Origin of the sequence: Pseudomonas sp. MIACH (assembly GCF_001269925.1) — a bacterium.
Lineage (GTDB): Bacteria > Pseudomonadota > Gammaproteobacteria > Pseudomonadales > Pseudomonadaceae > Aquipseudomonas.
The window spans coordinates 20,796-43,013 of record NZ_LHVO01000035.1; the positions used below are offsets into that span (position 1 = coordinate 20,796).

Genomic DNA, 22,218 nt, shown 5'->3' on the forward strand with positions numbered 1-22,218 from the left:
ATGCACGCGTCATCGTTGACGTTTTTCGCGAGCAAGCTCGCTCCTACAGTTGGCCGGAGGGCGGTAGCTGACCCAAGGCATCTGTGATGAAATGCGACCCCAACCAATTTCGCGCCGCACCGCCATCACTTGCCGTGAAACCTCGCCTGATTCGCCAACTGTTCCTGCCGCCGTTGATCATCGCCCTGATGATCGGCCTGGGTTATATCGGCTTCTGGATCAGTGAGTACTACGGCATCCGCACCCTCAGCGACAACGGCGAGCGCCAGCTGGAGCTGCATGCCCGCACCGTTGAAAGTGAACTCAGCAAATACACCTACCTGCCCAGCCTGCTGGAGCTGGAGTCCAGCGTCTCCAAGCTGCTGGCCGAGCCCAATCAGGAAACCCGCAAAGCGGTCAACGACTACCTCGAAGGCCTGAACCGACGCAGTCGCAGCCGGGCCATCTACGTGATGGACACCACCGGCCGTGTGCTGGCCACCAGTAACTGGCGCGATGCCGACAGTTACCAGGGTGAAGACCTGTCCTTTCGTGCCTATTTCCAGAATGCCGTGCGCGGTCAGCCCGGACGCTTCTACGGCATCGGCAGCACCAACGGCGAACCCGGTTACTACCTGGCCCACGGCCTGGAAGAGCACGGCAAGATCATCGGCGTGGCGGTGGTCAAAGTACGCCTGGAAGCCTTGGAAGAACGCTGGCAACGCGCGCGTCTCGAAGCCTTTGTAAGCGACGAGAACGGCATCATCATCCTCTCCAGCGACCCGGCCCGTCGCCTCAAGGCCGTGCGCCCGCTGAGCGATGAGATCAAGGAACACCTGGCCCACAGCCTGCAATATTACTGGGCCACGCTGAACGAGCTGGAACCCCTGGCCCGCGAGCGCTTGAATGACCGCAGCGAAAAGCTGACCTTCCCGGCCAACAGCGAAGTGGTCAACGACGAGCACGAAGTCAGCTACCTGGCACAAACCCGTCCACTCAACGACACACCGTGGAATTTCACCCTGCTCACCCCGCTCAACGACCTGCGCCGCGCAGCGATCAACCAGGGCATCCTGGTGGCTGTCGCATTTGGCCTGGTGGCATTCCTGCTGATTGCCTGGAACGAACGCCGCAAAGTCATCGCCACCCGCCTCGCTGCGCGCGAAGCCTTGCAGGAAGCCAACAGCCAACTGGAACGGCGGATTGCCGAACGCACCGCCGACCTGCGCGCCAGCAACGAACGGCTCAAGGGCCAGATCCGCGAACGGCGCCAGGCCGAGGAAACCCTGCGCCGCGCCCAGGACGAACTGGTACAGGCCGGCAAACTGGCAGCCATCGGCCAGATGTCCACCAGCATTGCCCATGAACTGAACCAGCCGTTGGCGGCGCTGCGCACCTTGTCCGGCAACACCGTGCGCTTCCTCGAACGCGGCGCGCTGGACACCGCCAGCGCCAATCTCAAGACCATCAACGAACTGATCGACCGCATGGGCCGCATCACCGCCAGCCTGCGCTCGTTCGCGCGGCGCGGTGATGACCAGGGCGAAGCGAGCCTGCCCAAAGCGGTAGACGCCGCGTTCCAGGTCCTGGGTGCACGCCTGGACAGCCTGCCGCTGACCCTGCATCGCGACTTCACCGCGGCCCAATTGCAGATCGACCAGACCCGACTGGAGCAAATCCTGGTCAACCTGATCGGCAACGCCCTCGACGCCATGCAGGCGCAACCCGCTCCCGAGCTATGGCTGGAAGGCAGCATCGCCGAGGGCAAATACCGCCTGCGCGTGCGCGACAACGGCCATGGCATCGACGCCGAGGTCCGCAAGCATTTGTTCGAACCGTTCTTCACCACCAAACCCGGCGAGCAAGGCCTGGGCCTCGGCCTGACCCTCTCCGCCAGCCTCGCGGCGGCCACCGGCGGCAGCCTCGCCGTGGAACACCCGGTCGGCGGCGGTACTGCCTTTGTCCTGAGCCTGCCGCTGGTGGGCGCCCAAACAGCTGAGTCGACATGAATATTGATCCCCAAGACCTCACCGTCCTGATCGTCGAAGACGACCCCCATGTGCTGCTCGGTTGTCAGCAGGCCCTGGCGCTGGAAGACATCCCCAGTGTGGGCGTGGGCAGTGCCGAAGAAGCGTTGAAATGCATCGGCGAGAACTTTGCCGGCATCGTGATCAGCGATATCCGCCTGCCGGGCATCGACGGCCTGGAGTTGCTCACCCGGCTCAAGGCCCTGGATAAAAGCCTGCCGGTGGTGCTGATCACCGGGCACGGCGATATCTCCATGGCCGTAGGCGCCATGCGTAATGGCGCCTACGACTTCATGGAAAAACCCTTCTCCCCCGAACGCCTGGTCGACGTCGCCCGGCGCGCCCTGGAACAACGCGGACTGGCGCGGGAAGTCTGGTCACTGCGCCGCCAGTTGGCCGAGCGGGATTCGTTGGAAGGCCGCATCATCGGTCGCTCGCCGGCCATGCAGAACTTGCGCGAACTGATCGCCAACGTCGCCGACACCTCGGCCAACGTGCTGATCGAAGGCGAGACCGGCACCGGCAAGGAACTGGTCGCGCGTTGCCTGCATGACTTCAGCCGCCGGCATTCCCACCAGTTCGTCGCCCTCAACTGCGGCGGCCTGCCGGAGAACCTGTTCGAAAGCGAGATTTTCGGCCACGAAGCCAATGCCTTTACCGGCGCAGGCAAGCGCCGTATCGGCAAGATCGAGCACGCCCACGAAGGCACGCTGTTCCTCGATGAAGTGGAAAGCATGCCGATCAACCTGCAGATCAAATTGCTGCGGGTGTTGCAGGAACGCACCCTGGAACGCCTGGGTTCGAACCAGAGCGTGGCCGTGGATTGCCGGGTAATCGCCGCCACCAAGTCCGACCTCGACGAACTCAGCCGCGCCAGCCAATTCCGCAGCGACCTGTACTACCGCCTCAACGTGGTGACCCTGGAACTGCCGCCCCTGCGCGAACGCCGCGAAGACATCCTGCAACTGTTCGAACATTTCCTGCAGCAGTCATCCCTGCGTTTTGACCGCACCGCGCCGGAACTGGACAACCAGACCGTGTCCAGCCTGATGAGCCACGACTGGCCCGGTAACGTGCGTGAACTGCGCAACGTCGCCGAACGCTTCGCCCTCGGCCTGCCCGCCTTCAAGAAAAGTGGCAACAGCAGCAGCGGCCAAGGCCTGGCCTTTACCGAGGCGGTCGAAGCCTTTGAACGCAACCTGCTGGCAGACGCGTTGCAACGCAGCGGTGGCAACCTGACCCAGGCCAGCCAGGAACTGGGCATGGCCAAGACCACCCTGTTCGACAAAGTCAAAAAGTACGGGTTGAGCCACTGATGGATCTTTTTTTGAAGGCCGCCCTTGGCGCGGCGGTGGTGTTGATCCTGGCGGCGCTGGCCAAGACCAGGAACTATTACATCGCGGGGCTGGTGCCGCTGTTTCCGACCTTTGCGTTGATCGCCCATTACATCGTCGGCAAGGGCCGCTCGCTGGACGATTTGAAGACCACGATCCTGTTCGGGATGTGGTCGATCATTCCGTACTTTGTGTACTTGGCGACGTTGTATGTGGTGGTGGACCGGATGCGGCTGGAGGCCTCTTTAGCCGTAGCAGCGGTAGCGTGGCTGATGGCCGCGACGGTGTTGGTGAGCGTGTGGGTACGCGTCCACGCCTGACACCCCTCCCACATTTTTAATCGAGGCGTGTCAGCGGACGATCTTGTCGACCTGGATGCCCAGCTTCTTCAGTCGATACCAGAAACTGCGCTCAGAGATCCCGATCTTCGCCGCCGCCGCAGCCTGCACACCATTACTCTCCTGCAACGCCGCCAGGATATAAGCCTTCTCCACCTCCGCCAGCGCCGCATCCAGGTCCTGGGGAATGCCCGGCCCGTCGCTGAGGATCGCGGTCACGCCGCCTTCACTCGGCTTAGACGCAAACAGGTAGCCCGGCAAGTCGATATCCTCAATCACGGGTGACGCCGCCACGATGGTCGCGCGCTCCACACAGTTTTGCAGCTCACGGATATTGCCCGGCCAGTGATACGCGGCCATGGCCTGCAACGCTTCAGGGCTGAAGCCGGTAATACGCTTGCCGGCAGTGGCGCTGAGGGTCTGGGCAAAGTGGCGCGCCAGGGGCGCGATATCTTCCACGCGCTCGCGCAGGGCCGGCAGCGGGATCGGGAATACGTTGAGGCGGTAATACAAGTCTTCGCGAAATTCCTTGTTGGCCACCGCTTCCAGCAGGTTCTTGTTGGTAGCGGCAATCACCCGCACATCCACCTTGCGCTCGCGGGGATCGCCCACCGGCTCGATCACCCGCTCCTGCAAGGCGCGCAGGATCTTGGCTTGCAGCGCCAGGGGCATATCGCCCACCTCATCAAGAAACAGCGTGCCCTTGTCAGCCTGCTGGAAACGCCCGATCCGATCAGACACGGCGCCGGTAAACGCGCCCTTGCGATGGCCGAACATTTCGCTTTCCAGCAGCCCCTCCGGGATCGCTGCGCAGTTGACCGCCACGAACGGTTTGTCGGCACGGCTGCCATGCTTGTGGATGGCGCGGGCGACCATTTCCTTGCCGGTGCCGCTTTCGCCAGTCAGCAGGATGGTGGTGCTGCTGTCGCGCACCGAATCCACCGCCTGCAGCACTTTGCGAAACGCCGGGCTGTCGCCGACCAGGCTGTCGAACTGCGTCTGCTCGTCCAGCTCGGCGCGCAGGCGCGCGTTGTCGCGCATGATGTCGCGAAACTGCAGGGCCTTGGCCACGGTGATGTCCAGCTCGTCGATATCAAACGGCTTGGCGATGTAGTCGTAGGCACCGTTGCGCATCGACTGCACGGCGTTTTTCACCGTGCTGTAGGCGGTCATCACGATCACCGGCACCTGGGGATAGCGCAGCTTGATCTCGGCCAACAAGGCCGGCCCGTCCATGCCCGGCATGCGCCAGTCGCTGATCACCAGGTCGATGTCTTCCTGCTCCAGCACCTTGAGCGCATGCAGGCCGTTGCCTGCAATGAACACCTGCACGCTGTTCTGGCCCAGGGCCGACGCCAGCAGGTCGCAGAGCTTGGGTTCGTCGTCGACTACCAGAATGTTATGCGTCATGACTGTCCTCGTCGTCTTCGCCTATCGCTGGAATGTACAGGCTGAAGGTGGCGCCGGCATCGTTTTCGCTGGCGCATTCGATGCTGCCGTCGTGACTTTCCATGATCGAATAGACTTTGGCCAGGCCCAGGCCCGTGCCCGAGGCCTTGGTGGTGACGAAGGGCGTAAAGATACGCTCGATCATCTCCGGCGCGATGCCCTGGCCGGTGTCGGCGATGGTGATGACAGTGTTGTCGCCCACGCTGCGAATGCCCAGGGTCAGGCGCCCGCCTTCGGGCATGGCATCGATGGCGTTGAGAATCAGATTGAGGCAGGCCTGCTTGAGTTGCTTGGCATCGGCGTAGATCGTCGCTCCCGGCGCCTGGTCATCGATCTGCGCATCGATGTTATGGCTGGCCAGTTCCGGCGCGCAGAAACCCAGGATCTCCTCGACCAATGGGCGCGCCGGCTGCAGCACGCGCAGCGGTGGGTTGGGTTTGGCAAAGTCGAGGAACTCGGTGATCAAGTCGTTGATGCGGCTGACCTCGCTGATCACATATTCCAGGTGACGCTTGTCGGCGTCCGGCAGGTCTGCGCGGCGGTGCAACAACTGGGTAGCCGTCTTGATGATGCCCAACGGGTTACGGATCTCGTGGGCCAGGCCCATGGCGACCTCACCCAGGGCGTGCAGACGATCACGCCGGCGCAGCTGGGCTTCGAGGTGGTGCAGCTCGCCGAGGCGCTCGGTCATATGGTTGAAAGTGCTGCTCAATTGCGCCAGTTCGTCGCCACCACTGACCAGCACGCGGTGCGCGTAATTGCCTGAGATCACCGCACCCACGCCTTCGGACAAGTCCCGCAACGGCTTGGTCAAGCGCCGCGACACCAGCACACCGGCCGCCAGGGACAATGCCGAACTGAGCAGGAAAATCAGCACGAACAGGTTGCTCTGGTTCACCAGGCCCACCAGGCTGGTGTGGCGCAGCAGGCCGCTGAAAATCACGCCTTGCAGGTCACCGGCGTCATTGAAGATCGGCCAGTACAACCCACTGTAGCTGTTGGTGAACTGCTCGCTGGGCTGCTTGGTGCTGCGCATCGCGGTCTCGACACTTTTCGGGATGCGCGACGGGTGATCCACGAAGCGCTGGGTCGAGAATATCTCCGAGAACCCCTCGGGGTTGGCCAGGTACAGGCGCAGGTCGAGGGAGTGCACATCGGCCACGCTGGTGAGGAAGCTGCTGTCCAGGTAGGTCGCCACCAACAAGCGGTAGTCGACGCCGTCCTGGCTGGTTTCGAAGGTCGAGACCACAATCCCGGTACTCACCCCCGCCACTTGCACGGTCTGCAGCACCGCGTTGCTGGTCAGGCTGATCTGTTTGACGATGTCATCCGAGGCGGTGCTGAACACCACCTTCTGATCGCTGGTACGGATCAGCGCCACCACATCGATGTCGGTGGCATCGGCGATGTCCGCGGTCAGCCGGTCATGCTTGGCAGCCAGCCGGCTGGAGGGCGGGCTGGTGTAGCGCAGGAACAGCTTGGCCATGCGTGCGTTGTCGTGAAGGATGTCGCCGATCTCGTCCTTGACGATTTTGGTCGATTCCTGCAGCCAGATACGCACGTTGCTGTCGAAAATCTGCGACAGCGTGGTCGCGGCCAGCTCCGCCGCGATCATGGTGGGAATCACGCTGACCAGCCAGAACGCCAGCACCAGCTTGCGCTGGACGCTCCAGCGCGAAATGGCAAAGGGGCGGGCTTTCTGGCGGGTCTTGGTGATCATCAGGTTTCGCTTATCGCAGCAGCCATGGCAGGGTCGGAACGATCCGGTCGAATAAACAGTTTTACAAGCTTGAGCAGGCCGTTGACCAGCCGGTTGCGGTGGCGGAAAAACACACTGTTGCCCTGGAACTCGCAACCCAGGCGCAGCTTACTGGCATACCCGGCCTGGCCGCACTCATACACCGCAATATTGTGCGCAATACAGTAGTCGACATTGGTCAGCCAACTGCGGAAGTACAGGTTGTAATCGCGGGTAAATTCGACGTCATGCCCGAAAAACTTGTCCACCAGCCGGTGCTCGTCCACCAGGATCAGGTTGAACGCCACCAACTGCTCGTCTACCCAGTAAAGAACACAGACGGCGCGCGCTCCAAGACGTTCCAGCACGCCAGTGAAATAGCCGGCAGGCAGGCGCTCGAACTGCAACTCGGCGCGCTTGAGCGTGGCTTCGTACAAGCGCATGACGTCGGGCAGCACGTCGTCGATATTACGCCGCCACTCCACCCGTGGTCCCGGTGCGCGCAGCTTGCGGCGCAAGTCTTTGCGCGTGGATTTACCCAGCGAGCCGAGGTAGGCATCCAACGATCCGTAGGGCAGCGGCAACACCCCCGTAGGCAAACTCGGCATGTTTTGAAAACCCGCCGCTCGGCAACTGTCGAGCCAATGCGGGTCCCGGGAAGGCGCATCCTTAACCGCCAGCAGGCCGATACCGAAGTCATCGGCATCCTGGCGCGCGGCGTCCAACAGGTGTTTAAGCAGCAACGGGCGACGCGACGCGGGCACGCCACTGCCAACCCCGGCGTCGCAACGCTCGGCCACCGGCGAGCCAATGGCATACAGCCCCAATTGCAAAATCCCCGGCCACAGCCGCTCCACACGTTCGGCCAAACGCTTGCCGGCGCCCGACACCGTGGTGTCGAGCCGATAATGGGTGATGAACGCGGCGGCAACGGCCACCAGCGTTCCATCGTCGTAAACCGCCAGGTAACGCCATTGGAAGTCCGCGATGGCGGCGTTTTCCACGGCGACGTAATAATCCCAGTCCTCCAACGCACCGGGAAAGCAGTCGTTCCAGGCGCTACGCTGGAGGGCCCGGATGGTCGGGAAGGCTTGGGTGGTGATCACAGGTATCCCTTATTTCTGTGGTGAACGCCGATCAAATGTGGGAGCTGTCGAGCCCCGGCGAGGCTGCGATGGCATCACCTCGGTGTACCTGAAAGACCGAGGCGCCTGCATCGCAGCCTCGCTGAAGCTCGACAGCTCCCACATCGACCTGTATTGGGTTGAAGCCCGTGTGCTGCTCGACAAAGTCGGCACTCAACTCGATCACCCGGCGGTATTGCAGGTCGACGGTGATCATGTGGTAGCAGTTGTCGAGCAGGATCTTGGTCACCGGCCCGCCCAGATGCCGCTCCACGTAATCGGCGTTCCAACGGCTGGTGATGTCATCCTCGATGGAGTGCAGCACCAGGGCCGGCACCTTGACCTTGGGCATGCGTTTCCTGACCACGGCGTTCATGCGGTGCAACTCGCGCACGGTGATGCCTTCCATGGTCAACAGACCGGCTTCGCTGCTCTGCCCTTCCTTCATCTGCCGCTCGACGATTGCCCGCAAGCGTTCATTCTTGATGCCATAAGGCGGCTTCTCTTCGAAGCGACAGACGTGCACGCCAAACGGGATTTTCATCAGCAATGGCGTGAGGAACGCCAGTTTGTTGATGCTCCAGCCGTCGTACTTGAGGGTGGTGGAATACATCAGCAGCCCGGCGACTTGCCCGGGGTGCTCGGCGGCCACGTACATCGACATCACCGCGCCCATGGACAAGCCACCGACAAACACCTGTTCGTGGCGTTGCCTGACCTGTACGAAGGTCTTGCGCACGCCTTCGTACCAGTCCAGCCAGCCGGTCGCCTGCAGGTCGCTGTTGTCGCCGCAGTGCCCGGCCAAAGTGGGCACGTACACCGTGCAGTTACCCGCCTTGACCAGGCCCTTGGCGACCTGGCGCAATTCGGTCGGGGTGCCGGTCAGGCCGTGGATCAACAGGATCCCGACCGGACCTTCACCGAGAACGAATCCGGCAGTACCTTCACCGAGGTCGATCTCAGCTGTGCTCACCGTTTAGTCGCCCGTACCAGCAGTTGCTCAAGCAGCTTCAGGCCCAGCTCGATTTCCGGGTAGCTGATTTCCAGGGACGGTGCCAGGGTGATCACGTTTTTGTAGTAGCCGCCCACGTCGAGGATCAGGCCGAGTTTGCGCCCATCCACCACCATGTCGCCTTTCATGCCTTCTTCAACCATGTAGTCCAGGGTCGCCTTGTCCGGCGTGAAGCCATCCGGGCCGCAGATTTCGCAGCGCAGGGCCAGGCCCAGGCCGTCGACGTCGCCGATGATCGGGAAACGTTTCTGCAAGTCTTGCAGGCCTTCCAGGAAGAATTTGCCCTTGGCCATGACCATCGCGCCGTAGTCGACTTCGTTGGTCATCTTGAACATTTCCAGGCCCACCGCCGTGCCCAATGGGTTGGAGGCGAAGGTGGAGTGGGTCGAACCCGGTGGGAAGATCTTCGGGTTGATCAACTCTTCACGCGCCCAGATGCCGCCCAATGGGTTGAGGCCGTTGGTCAGCGCCTTGCCGAACACGATCACGTCCGGTTGCACGTCGAAGTGCTCGATGGACCACAGTTTGCCGGTGCGGTAGAAGCCCATCTGGATCTCGTCGGAGACCATCAGGATGCCGTGCTGATCCAGCACATGCTTGAGTTCGCGGTAGAAGTTCATCGGCGGAATCACGTAGCCGCCGGTGCCCTGGATCGGCTCGACGTAGAACGCGGCGTATTCACTCTGGCCGACTTTCGGGTCCCACACACCGTTGTATTCGGTCTCGAACAGACGCGCGAATTGCTGCACGCAGTGGCTGCCGTACTCTTCCTTGGTCATGCCTTTGGGGCCACGGAAGTGGTACGGGAACGGGATGAACTGCGCGCGCTCGCCGAAGTGGCCATAGCGGCGACGGTAGCGATAGCTGGAGGTGATCGACGACGCGCCGAGGGTACGGCCGTGGTAGCCGCCTTCGAAGGCGAACATCAGGCTTTTGCCGTTGGTGGCGTTACGCACCACTTTCAGGGAGTCTTCGATCGACTGCGAGCCGCCGACGTTGAAGTGCACACGACCGTCGAGGCCGAATTTTTTCTTGGCGTCGACGGCGATCATTTCCGACAGCTCGATCTTGCCTTTGTGCAGGTACTGGCTGGCGATTTGCGGCAGGGTGTCGATCTGCTGTTTCAGCGCGTTGTTCAGGCGCGGGTTGGCGTAGCCGAAGTTGACCGCCGAGTACCACATTTGCAGGTCGAGGTAGGCCTGGTCTTCGGTGTCCCACACGTAGGAGCCTTCGCAACGGCTGAAAATACGCGGCGGCTCGATGTAGTGGACGGTGTCGCCGTAGGAGCAGTACTTGGCTTCTTTATCCAGAAGGATCTGGTCTTCGGCAGTGGCGATACGGATATCAGACATGGTGGAAGAGTTCCTGATTGTCGGCAGCAGTAAAGGTGGTGGCGTTGGCGGCGATGCCTTGCGGCAGTCGGGCGAGCAATGCAGGCACTTCGGCGAAGGTGTCGAAGCGCGCGTGAGGAATGTTGTTGGCCTCGCAGTACAGGGCGAGGCTGCCTTTGGCGAAGACGAAGTCGGCGGTGGAGGCCACGCACATGTCGGACTTGCCGTCGCCGATCACCAGCACACGCTTGTTGCGCGGGGTGGATTTGCACTTGCAGTTGCCGGACGCCGCGCGGCAGGCATCGCTGGAATACGGGAAGTCGATGCGCCAGCTGTTCTGGTCGACCTGGCGCAGGCGGTTGGCGAGGATCGGCAGCAAGGTCACGTAGTTGCGCGACAGAATCCGCGCGATGCCTTGCTCGATGCCGTCGCTGACCACTTCGATGGACGCGCCCAGGCCCATGACGTGATCGACGAAATCCGGGAAGTCCGGGTCGATCTCGACGCTGTCGAAATACGCCAGCAGTTCAGCCGGGGTCGCCTGGATCAGCGCCAGTTGGCGGCTCAGGCATTCGCGGGAACCGATATGCCCATCCAGCCATTCCTGTTCGATGGTTTCCCACTCGGGGCCGGCGAAGCGTTGGAGGACGTTGTCGATGACATCGGTGGGGGTAATGGTCCCGTCGAAGTCACACACGATATGCCAGTGGATCATCTGCGTTTACCTTGAGGAGCGCGCTGTGTGCGCTTGCACAAGGGGTAGAGCAGGGAGTGTGCCAACTGGCTGAAGCCCGGCGGGGCTGGGGGCGCGCGGGGATATGTGTCGCAGGAGCTACAATTTTTGTAGCTTGCTACAAACAAGATGAGTGCTTGCGCCAGGGACGCCCTTCGCGCGTTCATGCGCGCATGTCCAGAAAGGAAATCGCTCCATGCTCAAACTCACTTCTGCTGTATTCGCCGGTTTACTGGGGCTGTGGGGTTATGCCGACACCGCCCTGGCCGCGCCGATCACCGGAGAAGTCGGCGCTGGCCTCAGTTATCAGCCCCATGATCCGACCGGCAGCCGCTACGAAACCCGCCCCGTGCCCTACCTGGACCTGGACTGGGGCACTGTCAGCCTGAGCACCGATGACGGCCTGACCTGGAGCGCCCTCAACACCAACGGTTTGACGGCCGGCCCCTATATCAACTACCTGCAGGGGCGTACCTCCAACGGTGAGCTGCAGGGCCTGCGCAATGTGTCGGACATGGCTGAAGTGGGCGGTTTTATTCAATACGCGCCGGCCGACTTCTGGCGCGTGTATGCCCGGATGGGCCAGGCCGTCGGTGGCGGGCATTCCCAGAGCGGCGCGCTGGGCAAGGTCGGCGGCGAGCTGGGCTACCCACTGGGTGGCGGGGTTATCGGCAGCAGCGGCCTGGCGGCGAATTTTGCCGATGCGCGCCAGACCCAGACCTATTTCGGGGTCGACGCCAATGAATCTGCGGCCTCTGGTATTCGGCCGTATAACGCCAGCGGCGGCTTCCAGAACCTCACGTTGACCCAGAGTTTCGAGTTCCCCCTGGCCTCCAACTGGTCACTGCTGACCAGCGCCAGCTGGGTACACCTGGTGGGTTCGGCGGCCAACAGCAGCATCGTCAAGGAAACCGGCGACGTGAACCAGGGCCAGGTACAGACGGCGATCAGCTACAAGTTCGATTGATCACTTCGGACAACATGTGGGAGGGAGCAAGCCCCCTCCCACATGGGGCCGGATTTCAGTTTTCCTCGCCCTCGGCCAGCAGCGCGATTCCGCCGATAATCACCGCAACGCCTACCCAGTGCAGCGGGCTGATATGTTCCCCCAGCCCCAGCCACGAACCGAGCAACACCACCACAAACACCAGCGAACTCAGCGGGAACGCCAGGGATAAACTGCTGCGCCGCAGGATCAGCATCCACACGAAAAACGCGCCGATATAACTGGCGATCGCCGCCAGGATCCCCGGGTTGCGCGCCACCTCGGACAACCACTGCCAATTGAAATCCATCTGCCCCAACTGGTCGCCGGCAACCTTGGTAAACAGCTGCCCGGCACTCTCGGTGCAGATCAGCAAGGCCCACAGCACCACGGTGCCAAGGCGCCCATGCAACCAACCGGTATTCATCGTTTGCGTACTCATGCCTGACTCCCTGCAATCGCTACCAGCATCACACCCAAGGTAATCACCAGGGTGCCCATCCAACGCCGGCGGCTGACGGTTTCGCCCAGTACCACCTTGCCGGCCAGCACCACGCCGCAATAGGCCAGCGCCGCTGCCGGAAACAACAGGCTCAACGGCGCACGAGACAGCGCTTCGAGCCACACGAAAAACTCGATTGCGTAGGCACCGATCCCCGCCCACAGCAGCGGCGCATTAAATACCTGGCCCCAGAACGCATTCAGGCGAAAGCCGCCGTCCAGCTCCGGCAAACGGTCCAGGCCGAGCTTGAAACACAGTTGGCCGATCACATCGAGCACGATGGAAAAGGCCACCAGCAACACCACGGTCAGGGTCACGGGAACAGCTCCTCAAACAGATCGATCAGGGCTTCATTGGTAGCGGCGTTGCGCTGCAAATCCTCCGGGCTCCAGCGCTCCGGTGGCGGCTGGTCGGACTTGGCTTCCCAACGCTTGAACGCATTGCTGAAGGCCGGCGTGGCGAACTCGCCGCACACGTCGATGCCGATAATCCGTTTACCCGCCGCCAACGCCCGCAAGGCTTGCAACAAGTGGGTCAGGCGCATGCCGCCCTGGTCCCAGTTGGTGGCGGCGTCTTCACTGGCCAGCACGTCTTTGTCGATGGTGATCCAGATCGCTTCGGTGGGCAGGCTGGCGATCATCTGTTCGAGAAATGCTGCCCAGTCCAACTCCGCCAGGTTGCGCCAGTGCAGGTGGTTTTCCTGCTGCTGGTGACCGGCACCATCGCCGACCCGACCCCAGACTTTCGACGGCGGGTGCTGCCAGGGAAACAACTGCAAGTGCCCACGCTTGAGGGCGCCGAGGTTGCCGCCGCGCAGTTGCGGGTTATGCAGGTCATCGCTGCACGGGCCGAGGGTGACGATGCGCTTGATCGCCGGCATCTTCAGCGCGCGGTTGACCCACGAGCCACAGTGGCGCTTGGGCGCAAAGCGCACCCAGTCGGGGTGGTTGTCGAAGTGGATCAGGCTGATGGGTTCTTTCAGGTCGGCCAGAAACGCCGGGGTCAGGTGGTGATAATCGCCGGAGCCGACGAACAGGATCTCCGGGCGCGCATCCGTAGGCCGGGGCCGCTGGGCCAGGCGTTCGGCAAAGCGCTTCCAGGTTTTTTCGCTGGACCACAGGCGCAGCTTCGGGCCCAGGTCCAGCAGGTCGATGCGCGTGGCACGGCCACTGGCCAACCGCCGGGCAATCGGTGCCTGACCGGTGAGGCTGTGGTCGAGGTCAAGAATATTCAAGGTGATATTTCCCCTATGGCTTTAGGGGGTCAATGCAAGGGGCGGGCCAGCGCTTACCTCAAGGTCAGTGAGAACCACATGTGGAAGGGGGCTTACTCCCTCCCACATGTGGATCAGTGTTCGACTTTAGTTTTTGGCTTCGCTGATGATCTGGCGAATCGCACCGACAAAGGCTTCGGCCGGCTGGCCACCGCTGACGGCGTACTGGTCGTTGAACACGATGGTCGGCACCGACGTCACCCCACGGGATATCCACAACTGCTCTTGCTCGCGGACTTCGGCGGCGTATTCATCGGAGGCGAGAATCTCGGCGGCGCGCTTTATATCCAGGCCGACACTTTCAGCGATGATCGCCAGGGTGGCGTGATCGGAAGGGTCCTGGCCATCGGTGAAGTAGGCTTTGAACAACGCTTCCTTGAGGTTGTACTGCAAGCCTTCGAGCCCGGCCCAATGCAACAGGCGGTGTGCGTCGAAGGTGTTGTAGATACGGCTTTGGCCGTCGGTGCGAAAGGCAAAGCCCAGCTCGGCGCCCATGTCGCGGATGCGTGCACGGTTGGCCTGGGATTCTTCAGCCGTGGAGCCGTATTTCTCGGTGATGTGTTCGACGATGTTCTGCCCGATGGCGGGCATGTTCGGGTTCAGTTCGAACGGCTGGAAATGGATCTCGGCCTGCACCTCGGTGCCGAGCTGGTCAAGGGCTTCGGTCAGGCCGCGCAGGCCAATGATGCACCAGGGGCAGGACACGTCGCTGACGAAATCGATTTTCAGGGGAGTACTCATGGTAGGCAACCTCGCAGGCTTCAATACGCCGTAAAGGTTGCACGATACACCAATGTCACAGCAGCTTCGAAGGCGCGACCGGATCGATCTGCGCCCAATGGGCGGCATCTTCGCGATGGGCTTGCAGGTACGGCAACACCGCCGTCAGCAGCGGCGCCTTGAACGCTTCCTGGAAACGATGGGCCATGCCAGGAATCAACTTCAACTGGCTGCCCTGGATATGCGCTGCCAGGTGCACGCCGTGCATCACCGGCAGCAACGGATCAGCGGTGCCGTGGACCACCAGCGTCGGTACACGCAGTTGGTTGAGCAGCGGCACACGGCTCGGTTCAGCGAGGATCGCCATGATCTGGCGCTTCACGCCGTCCGGGTTGAAGGCGCGGTCGTAGGACAGCGCCGCCTGGTGCAGCAAGGCCTGGCGATCGTCCTTGACGTTCGGACTGCCCAGCGCCGCGAGCAAGTCGGCCTGCTGCTCCAGCGCCACTTCGCGATTCGGCGCGCTGCGGCGCGACAACAATTGCACCAGCGCCGCATTCGGGGCCGGCAAGCCTTCGGCGCCGGAGCTGGTCATGATCAGGGTCAGGCTTTCCACGCGCTGCGGCGCCATCGCCGCCAGGTGCTGGGCAATCATGCCGCCCATGCTCGCACCCAGTACGTGGAACTGCTGGATCTGCAAGGCATCCATCAAGCCCAGGGCGTCATCAGCCATGTCCGTCAGCGTGTACGGCGCCGATACCGGCAGGCCGAGCTTGTAGCGCAGCACTTCAAAGGTCAGGTTGGCGCTCGCCGGCGCCTGGCGCCAGGTGGACAGGCCCACATCGCGGTTGTCATAGCGGATCACCCGGAAACCCTGCTGGCACAGGGCGACGACGACTTCGTCGGGCCAGTGGATCAGTTGCCCGCCCAGGCCCATAACCAGCAGCAAGGCCGGGTCGGACGCACGGCCGATACTCTGGTAGGCGATACTCACCTGGGCCAGGTCGACCGTTTGGGTCGGGACATTGACATCACATCGAGAAGCCGCAAAAGACGGCAGGCCGAACAGTAGAGCGGCCAGTAAAAGCAACACGCGCATGAAAAACACCGAAACGCAGAACCCCAGTAGAGCGCGAGTCTGATGAAGTTTGTTCAAGCGCGCTGCCACAGTTCCATGACAGTTTGATGAAGAGTGCCCGGCGGTCATGGTCGACATGGATTGCAACATGAGACAAACTCACGCGATTCGAATTCGTCACAAATTGTCTTCATGGAGAGCCCGTGCTCGAAATCCGTCATCTCAAGACCCTGCACGCCTTGCGCGAAGCCGACAGCCTGGTAGAGGCCGCCGAGCGCCTGCACCTGACACAATCGGCCTTGTCCCATCAGTTCAAGGAGCTGGAAGAGCGCCTGGGCATGCCGCTGTTCGTGCGCAAGACCAAACCCGTGCGCTTCACCAGCGCGGGTCTGCGCCTGCTGCAACTGGCCGACGCCACCCTGCCCCTGCTACGCGGCGCCGAGCGCGACATCGCGCGTTTGGCCGGTGGCACCGCCGGGCGCTTGCACATGGCGATCGAGTGCCACAGTTGTTTCCAGTGGCTGATGCCGACCATCGACCAGTTCCGCGATGCCTGGCCGGAGGTCGAGCTGGACCTGGCCTCGGGCTTTGCGTTCGCGCCACTGCCGGCCCTGGCCCGTGGCGACCTGGACCTGGTGGTGACCTCCGACCCGCTGGAGCTGCCGGGTATCACCTATGTGCCGCTGTTCACCTACGAAGCCATGCTCGCGGTGGCAAACCAGCACGCGCTGGCGAACAAGGCGTACATCGTGCCCGAAGACCTGCTGACCGAAACCCTGATCACCTACCCGGTGGAACGCGACCGCCTGGACATCTTCACCCGCTTCCTGGAACCGGCCGACGTGGAACCGGCCCAGGTGCGCACCTCGGAACTCACGGTGATGATGATGCAACTGGTGGCCAGCGGCCGTGGCGTGTGCGGCATGCCCCATTGGGCACTGCATGAATACAGCTCGCGCGGCTACGTGAAGGCCAAGCGTCTGGGCGAGAAAGGCTTGTTTGCGACGCTGTATGCGGGGATTCGTGCGGACATGCTGGATGCGCCGTATATGCGCGACTTTTTGCTGACGGCCAAGGACACGTCGTTTTCAACCCTGGATGGCGTCAGCGCGGTACGCTGAAACCACACCGTTCCAAATGTGGGAGGGGCAAGTCCTAATGCCGGTCAGTTAAGGAGGAACACTGTAACTGTGGCGAGCGGGCTTGCCCCCTCCTACCTTGGATCTCAGTGCGCCGTGAGTTCGCGCCACATGTAGATTTTGTCGAAGTAGTCCACGCCCACCCGTACCGCCAGCGGCTCCAGGCCGTACTGGATAAACCCGCAGCGTCGGTACAGCGCAAACGCTGCATCGTTGCCGGCGGTGACGGTCAGTTGGATCACTTTGAGCCGCGGATGTCGGCGCGCTTCATCCAGCGCTGCCTCGACCAATCGCCGGCCCAAGCCTTTGTGCTGGTAAGCCGCGTTCACGTACATGCCGAACAGGGTCACCTTGTGCCGCGCCTTCTCCCGAGGTTCGAAGGCCAGGCCGACGATGCCGGCCAGTTCCCCGTCGACGTACGCGCCGAGCAAACGGTCCAGCGGGCTCTCCAGGCGCTTTTCCCACCAGCTCAACGGCATGGCTGCACGCTCGGACACACTAGAAGTGAACGCCTGGGGATAAGCGCCATACGCCTCCAGCATCAACGCTCGATAAGCCTCGGCGTCGTTGGCCCCCAGCGCACGGATGCTCATTCGCGTCAGGCCGGCGTGGTCAGTGACGCGCGGTAAAACGGCAGGATCAGGTCACGGGTCAGGGGCGCCAACACCAGGCCGCCATCACCGGCAGGGTCGATCCAGCGCACCTCCTCGATTTCAGCCGCCGGGCTGACCGGTACATCGATCTGCACCTGGAACAATTGCGCGTCCACAGTGAACCCCGGCTCGTTGGCCGCAGGGGCCGAGAAGTGACCGAGGTAGACCGCGTCGCCGGGCTTGATGCGCAGGTTCAGCTCTTCGTACAGCTCGCGGGCCAGGGCCTCGGCGGGCTGTTCACCGGCGTCGATCTTGCCACCGGGTTGCATAAAGGCCTGGGTGCCGCGCTTGCGCACCAGCAGGGTGTGGCCGTCGCTGCCGATCAACAGGGCAGCGGCGATACGGATAGTGCTAGGCATGAACTGAAAACCTTGAATTCAAACAATGAAAATTAATGAAGCACCGCGTCGGTCTCGTCCGGCTCCTTGATAAACACGCTGTACTTGGCGCCTTCCATCGCCTCGAACGCAATCAGCTTGTCCACCAACGGCAGGTTCAGCACCTTGCCGGCATTGAGCAGCAACATGCCGTTATCGGCGTTGAGGTTACGCGCCAGGACCATGCCGTCTTCCAGTTCACGGGTGGAGAGCACCTTGACCGTGGGATCACCCAGGGTCACGTCACTGAGAAACGCAGCGCACGCCAGGATGAAGTCCTCGACCAGCTCCGGATCGTAGAGGCGCCCGGCATATTTGCGGATATACAACAGCGCTTCATCGCTGTTCAGATGCCGCTCAAGGATCAGGCCTTTCTGCAATTCGATGAAGTCCACCGCCAGTTTCAGCAGGCGTGAACCGAACGGAATCGCCTCGCCCTTGAGGTGGTCGGGGAAACCACTGCCGTCCCAGCGCTCCTGGTGATGACGAATAATCCGCGCCGCATCCTTCATCGGCTCCAGGGTCATCAACAGCGATTCGCTCTGGGTCGGATAGCCGCGGTACCGCTCGCGGTCGGTGCTGTGCAGTTTGTCGGCCGGCTCGATCAACATACTGTCGCTCCAGCTCAGTTTGCCGATGTTGTACAACGCGGCGGCCATGGCCATGTCGCGGGCGCTGGCTTCGTCGATGGACTGGGCGGTGCAGTACACGCGCACCAGTTCGATCAGTGCACGGTTGGTCTGTTTGTTCTTGGGCAGGCGCAGGTTGGCCAACAGCGAAAACACTTCGGTACCGGTCACGTAGCTGCGCTTGAGCTCCTCGTAGGCCAGGTCGAGCATGTCGGCGGTCTGTTGCAGCTCACTGGTCCGTGCTGCCACGCGCTTTTCCAGGGTGGCATTCAATAGCTTGAGCTGCTCGTTCTGCTGATGGGCCAGGCGTTCCAGGCGCTGAAGCTCCAGGGCCTGCTGCAGGATCAGCTTCAGTTCGTCATCGTTCCAGGGTTTGCCGATATAGCGGTGGATCGCCCCTTCGTTGATCGCCTTGATGATCGTCGGCAGGTCGGCGTAGCCGGTGAGCAGGATGCGACTGGTGGCGGGATAAAGGCGATGAACCTCGGCCAGCAACTGCGCGCCGTCCATGCCGGGCATGCGCGCATCGCTCATCACCAGGTCGATGGGCTGAGCGGCCATGACCTCCAGGGCCTCGGCGCCGCTGCCCGCGAGCACGATATCGAAGGGTTGGCCGCGCAACAGGCGACGCAAGCTGTTGAGGATCGACTCTTCATCGTCGACCAGCAAAATAGTGGGTTTCGTCGCAAGTAGTTCATCCATGCCTGCTGCGCCTTCACATTGAACTGAATTGAGCTGATTTGAACCCGTGTGCCAAGCCGTCTTCCCTCGCTTAAGGCGCGGGGTTGATTTGACGCCAACTGGCCGCCGAATTCAAGGGACCTCGACTACACTGCCACAGCAGGTCTGCGCCCCGCTCCGCCATGGAATCAAGGAAGGAATGGTTATGCCGTCGAACCTTTTGCAGATGAGACGCGCACTATGAGCCCGAACTCAGAACGGGCCAACCGTCGTATCCTCATCGTCGATGACACCACGTCCATCCACCTGGACTTTCGCAAGATCCTGTGCGCCGACGCCGACGACGAGCCTTCCCTGGATACCCTTGAGCAAACCCTGTTCGGCACAACGACCGTTGCGCGCCAGGCGTTTATGCTGGATTCCGCCTATCAGGGTCAGGAAGCCTTGGACCTGGTGAATCGGGCCCTGGCAGCCAATACCCCCTACGCCATGGCGTTCATCGACATGCGCATGCCGCCTGGCTGGGACGGCCTGCACACCATCGAGCAGTTGTGGAACGTCGATCCCAACCTGCAGATCGCCCTGTGCACCGCCTATTCCGACTATTCGTTTGAAGCGATCGAAGCACGATTGAAGTACAACGACCAGTTGCTGATCCTGAAGAAGCCCTTCGACCACCTGGAAATCCGCCAGATGGCCAGCGCCCTGACCTGGAAATGGCAGCTCGCCCAGGATGCCGCCCTCAAGGTGATCGGGCTGGAACGCACCATTGAGGAACGCGTGCAGGAGTTGCTGAAAGTCTCGCACCTGTTGCAATACGACGCGCTCACGGAGTTGCCCAACAGCGCGTTGCTGGGCGACCGCCTGACCCAGGCCATTGCCCTGGGCCGGCGCCATGACACGCAACTGGCGGTGATGTTTATCGGCCTCGACCGCTTCAAGCGCATCAACAACGCTCTGGGTTATCCGGTGGGGGATGAGGTGCTCCAGCAGGTCAGCCAAAGCCTGGTGGCAGCCGTACGGGAGTCGGACTCGGTGTTTCGCTATGTCTCGGACGAGTTTGTGATCCTGCTCAATGATGTCCAGCACCCCCTACAAACCCAGCACATCGCCCAGAAGGTACTCAAGGCCATCAGCGTCACACGCCATATCGCGGGACACGACCTGAGCGTCACCGCCAGCCTGGGCATCAGCATCTATCCGAATGACAGCAGCACCGCCGTGGAGCTGATCAAGCACGCCGAAACCGCCATGCACACCACGAAGGAGCGTGGCCCGGACGACCTGAGCTTCTACACCGAAGACATGAACCTGCGCGCCCAGCACCAGCAGAACCTGGAAAGCGCGATCCGCCAGGCCCTGGAACACAATGAGTTTGCGCTGCACTACCAGCCCAAGCTGGACCTTAAAACCGGGCGAATCACCGGCGCGGAGGCGCTGATCCGCTGGTTTCAACCGCGCTCGGGCTGGGTTCACCCGGCGGACTTCATCCCAGTGGCGGAAGACAGCGGGCTGATCGTCGCCGTGACCCAGTGGGTGCTGCGCCACGCCTGCGAACAGGCACAGGCCTGGCGCACCATGGGCCTGGCGCCGCTGCGCATCTCGGTGAACATCTCGGCCATCGACTTCCGCCAACGGGAGTTTGTCGACAATCTGGCTGCCATCCTGAAGCAGACCGGCCTGCCGCCCAACCTGCTGGAGCTGGAGATCACCGAAAGCGTGCTGATGCAGAATGTCGACGATACGGTCGATATTCTGAACCGGATCAAGGCCATGGGCGTGCGCCTGGCCCTGGATGATTTCGGCACCGGCTACTCCAGCCTCAGCTACCTGCGACGCTTTCCTATCGATGTGCTGAAGATCGATCAATCATTCGTGCGCGGGCTGCACGAAAATAGCCAGGACGCGCAGCTGATCAGCGCTATCATCGGCATGGGCAGGAGCCTGGAGCTGAACATCATCGCCGAAGGGGTGGAGACCGTCGAACAGCTGAACTTCCTGAGGTCCCAGCAGTGTGAAGAGGGCCAGGGTTTTCTGTTCAGCAAGGCGGTACCTGCGAAGGATTTCGCCCAGTTACTGCAGCTGGGTAGCCTCACGCTGATGCCCGATCAATAGCCCTATGCTTGCAAGGAGTGCTCGCTTGAGCGACGTCTCAACCTACTGTTTCGGCCTCATCCTGACGTTGGGGTTGAGTCTGGGGATGACCGTAACGGCCGCGCCGCTGGACGAAGCGCTCAAACCGTTGCCACCGGTACCGCAACTCGACCCGGCCAAGGTCGAGCTGGGGCGCAAACTGTTCAATGAGCCGCGCCTGTCGGTCAACAACACGCTGTCCTGTGCCAGCTGCCATCACCTCGAATCCGGGGGCGCCGACAATAAACCGTTCTCCATCGGTTTCGACGGCAAGCCCGTGGAGATCAACACCCCTTCGATGTTCAACGCCAGCCTGAATTTCAAACAGTTCTGGAACGGCCGGGTGGACACCCTGGAGGCACAGGTCGAGCAAGTGGTCATCAGCCCGGTGGAAATGGGCAGCGACTGGAAAACCGTGGTGCAGAACCTCTCCGCCCTGCCCGTCTACCAGGCAGCGTTCAAACAGGCCTACCCCGATGGCGTCACCGCCGCCAACGTGCAAAACGCCCTGGCCACCTACGAACGCACGCTGCTGACGCCCAACTCACGGTTTGACCAGTACCTGCTGGGCAACACGGAAATCCTCACGATCCAGGAAAAGTACGGTTACCAGCGCTTCAAGGATTACGGCTGCATCGCCTGTCACCAGGGCATCAACATCGGCGGCAACATGTTCCAGAAGTTCGGGGTGATGGGCGACTACTTCAAGGCACGCGGCAACCCCGTCGAGTCGGACCTGGGGCGTTACCTGCTGACCAAGGATGAAGAAGACCTCCATGTGTTCAAGGTGCCCAGCCTGCGCAACGTCGCGGTCACGGCGCCGTATTTTCACGATGCGTCGGCCAAGACCCTGGAAGAAGCGGTCGACGTCATGTTCAAGTTCCAACTGGGGCGCAACCCCTCGCAGGAGGATAAAGACCTGATTATCCAGTTTCTCAAGACCTTGACCGGCGAATGGTCGGGCAAGCCTTTATGAGCAGACCGTC

21 protein-coding genes are annotated in these 22,218 nt (G+C 61.9%); 7 read left to right on the forward strand and 14 right to left on the reverse strand.

What is annotated here, in order from left to right:
• Nucleotides 1–86: 86 nt before the first annotated feature.
• Genes AD670_RS14740 through AD670_RS14750 form a run of 3 tightly spaced genes read left to right on the forward strand, consistent with a single transcriptional unit; the run spans nt 87 to nt 3,660 of the window.
• Nucleotides 87–1,988 carry a sensor histidine kinase gene (locus tag AD670_RS14740; RefSeq protein ID WP_053133481.1) on the forward strand — a complete coding sequence of 634 codons (1,902 nt, stop codon included), beginning with the start codon at nt 87–89 and terminating at the stop codon, nt 1,986–1,988.
• On the forward strand, nt 1,985–3,322 hold the full coding sequence (locus AD670_RS14745) for a sigma-54 dependent transcriptional regulator (protein ID WP_053133484.1): 1,338 nt from the start codon (nt 1,985–1,987) through the stop codon (nt 3,320–3,322). Before AD670_RS14740 ends, AD670_RS14745 begins: the two co-directional genes overlap by 4 nt.
• Nucleotides 3,322–3,660: a GlpM family protein gene (locus AD670_RS14750; RefSeq protein ID WP_053133487.1), complete on the forward strand. Its 339-nt coding sequence runs from the start codon at nt 3,322–3,324 to the stop codon at nt 3,658–3,660. The genes AD670_RS14745 and AD670_RS14750 overlap by 1 nt, the downstream gene beginning before the upstream one ends.
• A 30-nt stretch (nt 3,661–3,690) precedes the next feature.
• Here AD670_RS14750 and AD670_RS14755 read toward each other — a convergent pair whose 3' ends face one another.
• Genes AD670_RS14755 through AD670_RS14780 form a run of 6 tightly spaced genes read right to left on the reverse strand, consistent with a single transcriptional unit; the run spans nt 3,691 to nt 11,047 of the window.
• Nucleotides 3,691–5,088, reverse strand: coding sequence for a sigma-54 dependent transcriptional regulator (locus AD670_RS14755; RefSeq protein WP_053133491.1), 1,398 nt, complete (start codon nt 5,086–5,088; stop codon nt 3,691–3,693).
• Nucleotides 5,078–6,847 carry a HAMP domain-containing sensor histidine kinase gene (locus AD670_RS14760; RefSeq protein WP_053133494.1) on the reverse strand — a complete coding sequence of 590 codons (1,770 nt, stop codon included), beginning with the start codon at nt 6,845–6,847 and terminating at the stop codon, nt 5,078–5,080. The genes AD670_RS14755 and AD670_RS14760 overlap by 11 nt, the downstream gene beginning before the upstream one ends.
• Nucleotides 6,847–7,971 carry a GNAT family N-acetyltransferase gene (locus AD670_RS14765; RefSeq protein WP_053133497.1) on the reverse strand — a complete coding sequence of 375 codons (1,125 nt, stop codon included), beginning with the start codon at nt 7,969–7,971 and terminating at the stop codon, nt 6,847–6,849. Before AD670_RS14765 ends, AD670_RS14760 begins: the two co-directional genes overlap by 1 nt.
• Nucleotides 7,972–8,002: 31 nt before the next feature.
• The gene (locus AD670_RS14770; RefSeq protein ID WP_053133500.1) at nt 8,003–8,962 is read right to left on the reverse strand and encodes a carboxylesterase; all 960 of its coding nucleotides are present in this window, start codon (nt 8,960–8,962) and stop codon (nt 8,003–8,005) included.
• On the reverse strand, nt 8,959–10,353 hold the full coding sequence (locus tag AD670_RS14775; RefSeq protein WP_053133503.1) for an aspartate aminotransferase family protein: 1,395 nt from the start codon (nt 10,351–10,353) through the stop codon (nt 8,959–8,961). The genes AD670_RS14770 and AD670_RS14775 overlap by 4 nt, the downstream gene beginning before the upstream one ends.
• Nucleotides 10,346–11,047 carry an MtnX-like HAD-IB family phosphatase gene (locus tag AD670_RS14780; protein ID WP_053133505.1) on the reverse strand — a complete coding sequence of 234 codons (702 nt, stop codon included), beginning with the start codon at nt 11,045–11,047 and terminating at the stop codon, nt 10,346–10,348. Before AD670_RS14780 ends, AD670_RS14775 begins: the two co-directional genes overlap by 8 nt.
• Before the next feature lie 214 nt (nt 11,048–11,261).
• On the opposite strand from AD670_RS14780, the gene AD670_RS14785 reads away from it, so the two are divergent.
• The gene (locus AD670_RS14785; protein WP_053133508.1) at nt 11,262–12,032 is read left to right on the forward strand and encodes a MipA/OmpV family protein; all 771 of its coding nucleotides are present in this window, start codon (nt 11,262–11,264) and stop codon (nt 12,030–12,032) included.
• Between the two features lie 55 nt (nt 12,033–12,087).
• Here AD670_RS14785 and AD670_RS14790 read toward each other — a convergent pair whose 3' ends face one another.
• The 5 genes from AD670_RS14790 to AD670_RS14810 all read right to left on the reverse strand — a co-directional run bounded on the left by AD670_RS14790 (nt 12,088) and on the right by AD670_RS14810 (nt 15,641).
• The gene (locus tag AD670_RS14790; RefSeq protein WP_053133510.1) at nt 12,088–12,492 is read right to left on the reverse strand and encodes an EamA family transporter; all 405 of its coding nucleotides are present in this window, start codon (nt 12,490–12,492) and stop codon (nt 12,088–12,090) included.
• Nucleotides 12,489–12,869 (reverse strand): transporter, encoded by a 381-nt coding sequence (locus AD670_RS14795; protein WP_053133513.1) that lies wholly within the window; start codon nt 12,867–12,869, stop codon nt 12,489–12,491. The genes AD670_RS14790 and AD670_RS14795 overlap by 4 nt, the downstream gene beginning before the upstream one ends.
• Nucleotides 12,866–13,786 (reverse strand): arginase family protein, encoded by a 921-nt coding sequence (locus tag AD670_RS14800; RefSeq protein ID WP_053133516.1) that lies wholly within the window; start codon nt 13,784–13,786, stop codon nt 12,866–12,868. Before AD670_RS14800 ends, AD670_RS14795 begins: the two co-directional genes overlap by 4 nt.
• A 126-nt stretch (nt 13,787–13,912) precedes the next feature.
• The gene (locus AD670_RS14805; protein WP_053133520.1) at nt 13,913–14,566 is read right to left on the reverse strand and encodes a DsbA family oxidoreductase; all 654 of its coding nucleotides are present in this window, start codon (nt 14,564–14,566) and stop codon (nt 13,913–13,915) included.
• Between the two features lie 55 nt (nt 14,567–14,621).
• Nucleotides 14,622–15,641 (reverse strand): alpha/beta fold hydrolase, encoded by a 1,020-nt coding sequence (locus AD670_RS14810; RefSeq protein WP_053133523.1) that lies wholly within the window; start codon nt 15,639–15,641, stop codon nt 14,622–14,624.
• A 182-nt stretch (nt 15,642–15,823) separates the two neighbouring features.
• Here AD670_RS14810 and metR point away from each other — a divergent pair, with 182 nt between their 5' ends.
• Nucleotides 15,824–16,741 carry a transcriptional regulator MetR gene (gene metR / locus AD670_RS14815; RefSeq protein WP_053133526.1) on the forward strand — a complete coding sequence of 306 codons (918 nt, stop codon included), beginning with the start codon at nt 15,824–15,826 and terminating at the stop codon, nt 16,739–16,741.
• Between the two features lie 104 nt (nt 16,742–16,845).
• On the opposite strand, the gene AD670_RS14820 is transcribed toward metR, so the two are convergent.
• Genes AD670_RS14820 through AD670_RS14830 form a run of 3 tightly spaced genes read right to left on the reverse strand, consistent with a single transcriptional unit; the run spans nt 16,846 to nt 19,120 of the window.
• The gene (locus AD670_RS14820) at nt 16,846–17,352 is read right to left on the reverse strand and encodes a GNAT family N-acetyltransferase (RefSeq protein ID WP_053133529.1); all 507 of its coding nucleotides are present in this window, start codon (nt 17,350–17,352) and stop codon (nt 16,846–16,848) included.
• 5 nt (nt 17,353–17,357) lie between these two features.
• A complete protein-coding gene (locus AD670_RS14825; RefSeq protein WP_053133532.1) occupies nt 17,358–17,771 on the reverse strand; it encodes an NUDIX domain-containing protein in 414 nt (137 codons plus the stop codon).
• A 32-nt stretch (nt 17,772–17,803) separates the two neighbouring features.
• On the reverse strand, nt 17,804–19,120 hold the full coding sequence (locus AD670_RS14830; RefSeq protein ID WP_053133536.1) for an HD domain-containing phosphohydrolase: 1,317 nt from the start codon (nt 19,118–19,120) through the stop codon (nt 17,804–17,806).
• A gap of 219 nt (nt 19,121–19,339) precedes the next feature.
• Between AD670_RS14830 and AD670_RS14835 the strand changes: the two genes are divergently transcribed.
• Both AD670_RS14835 and AD670_RS14840 read left to right on the forward strand, forming a co-directional pair.
• Nucleotides 19,340–21,214, forward strand: a complete 1,875-nt coding sequence (locus AD670_RS14835) for a bifunctional diguanylate cyclase/phosphodiesterase (protein ID WP_053133539.1) — start codon at nt 19,340–19,342, stop codon at nt 21,212–21,214.
• 4 nt (nt 21,215–21,218) lie between these two features.
• A complete protein-coding gene (locus tag AD670_RS14840) occupies nt 21,219–22,208 on the forward strand; it encodes a cytochrome-c peroxidase (protein WP_371263183.1) in 990 nt (329 codons plus the stop codon).
• The last annotated feature ends 10 nt before the right edge of the window (nt 22,209–22,218 follow it).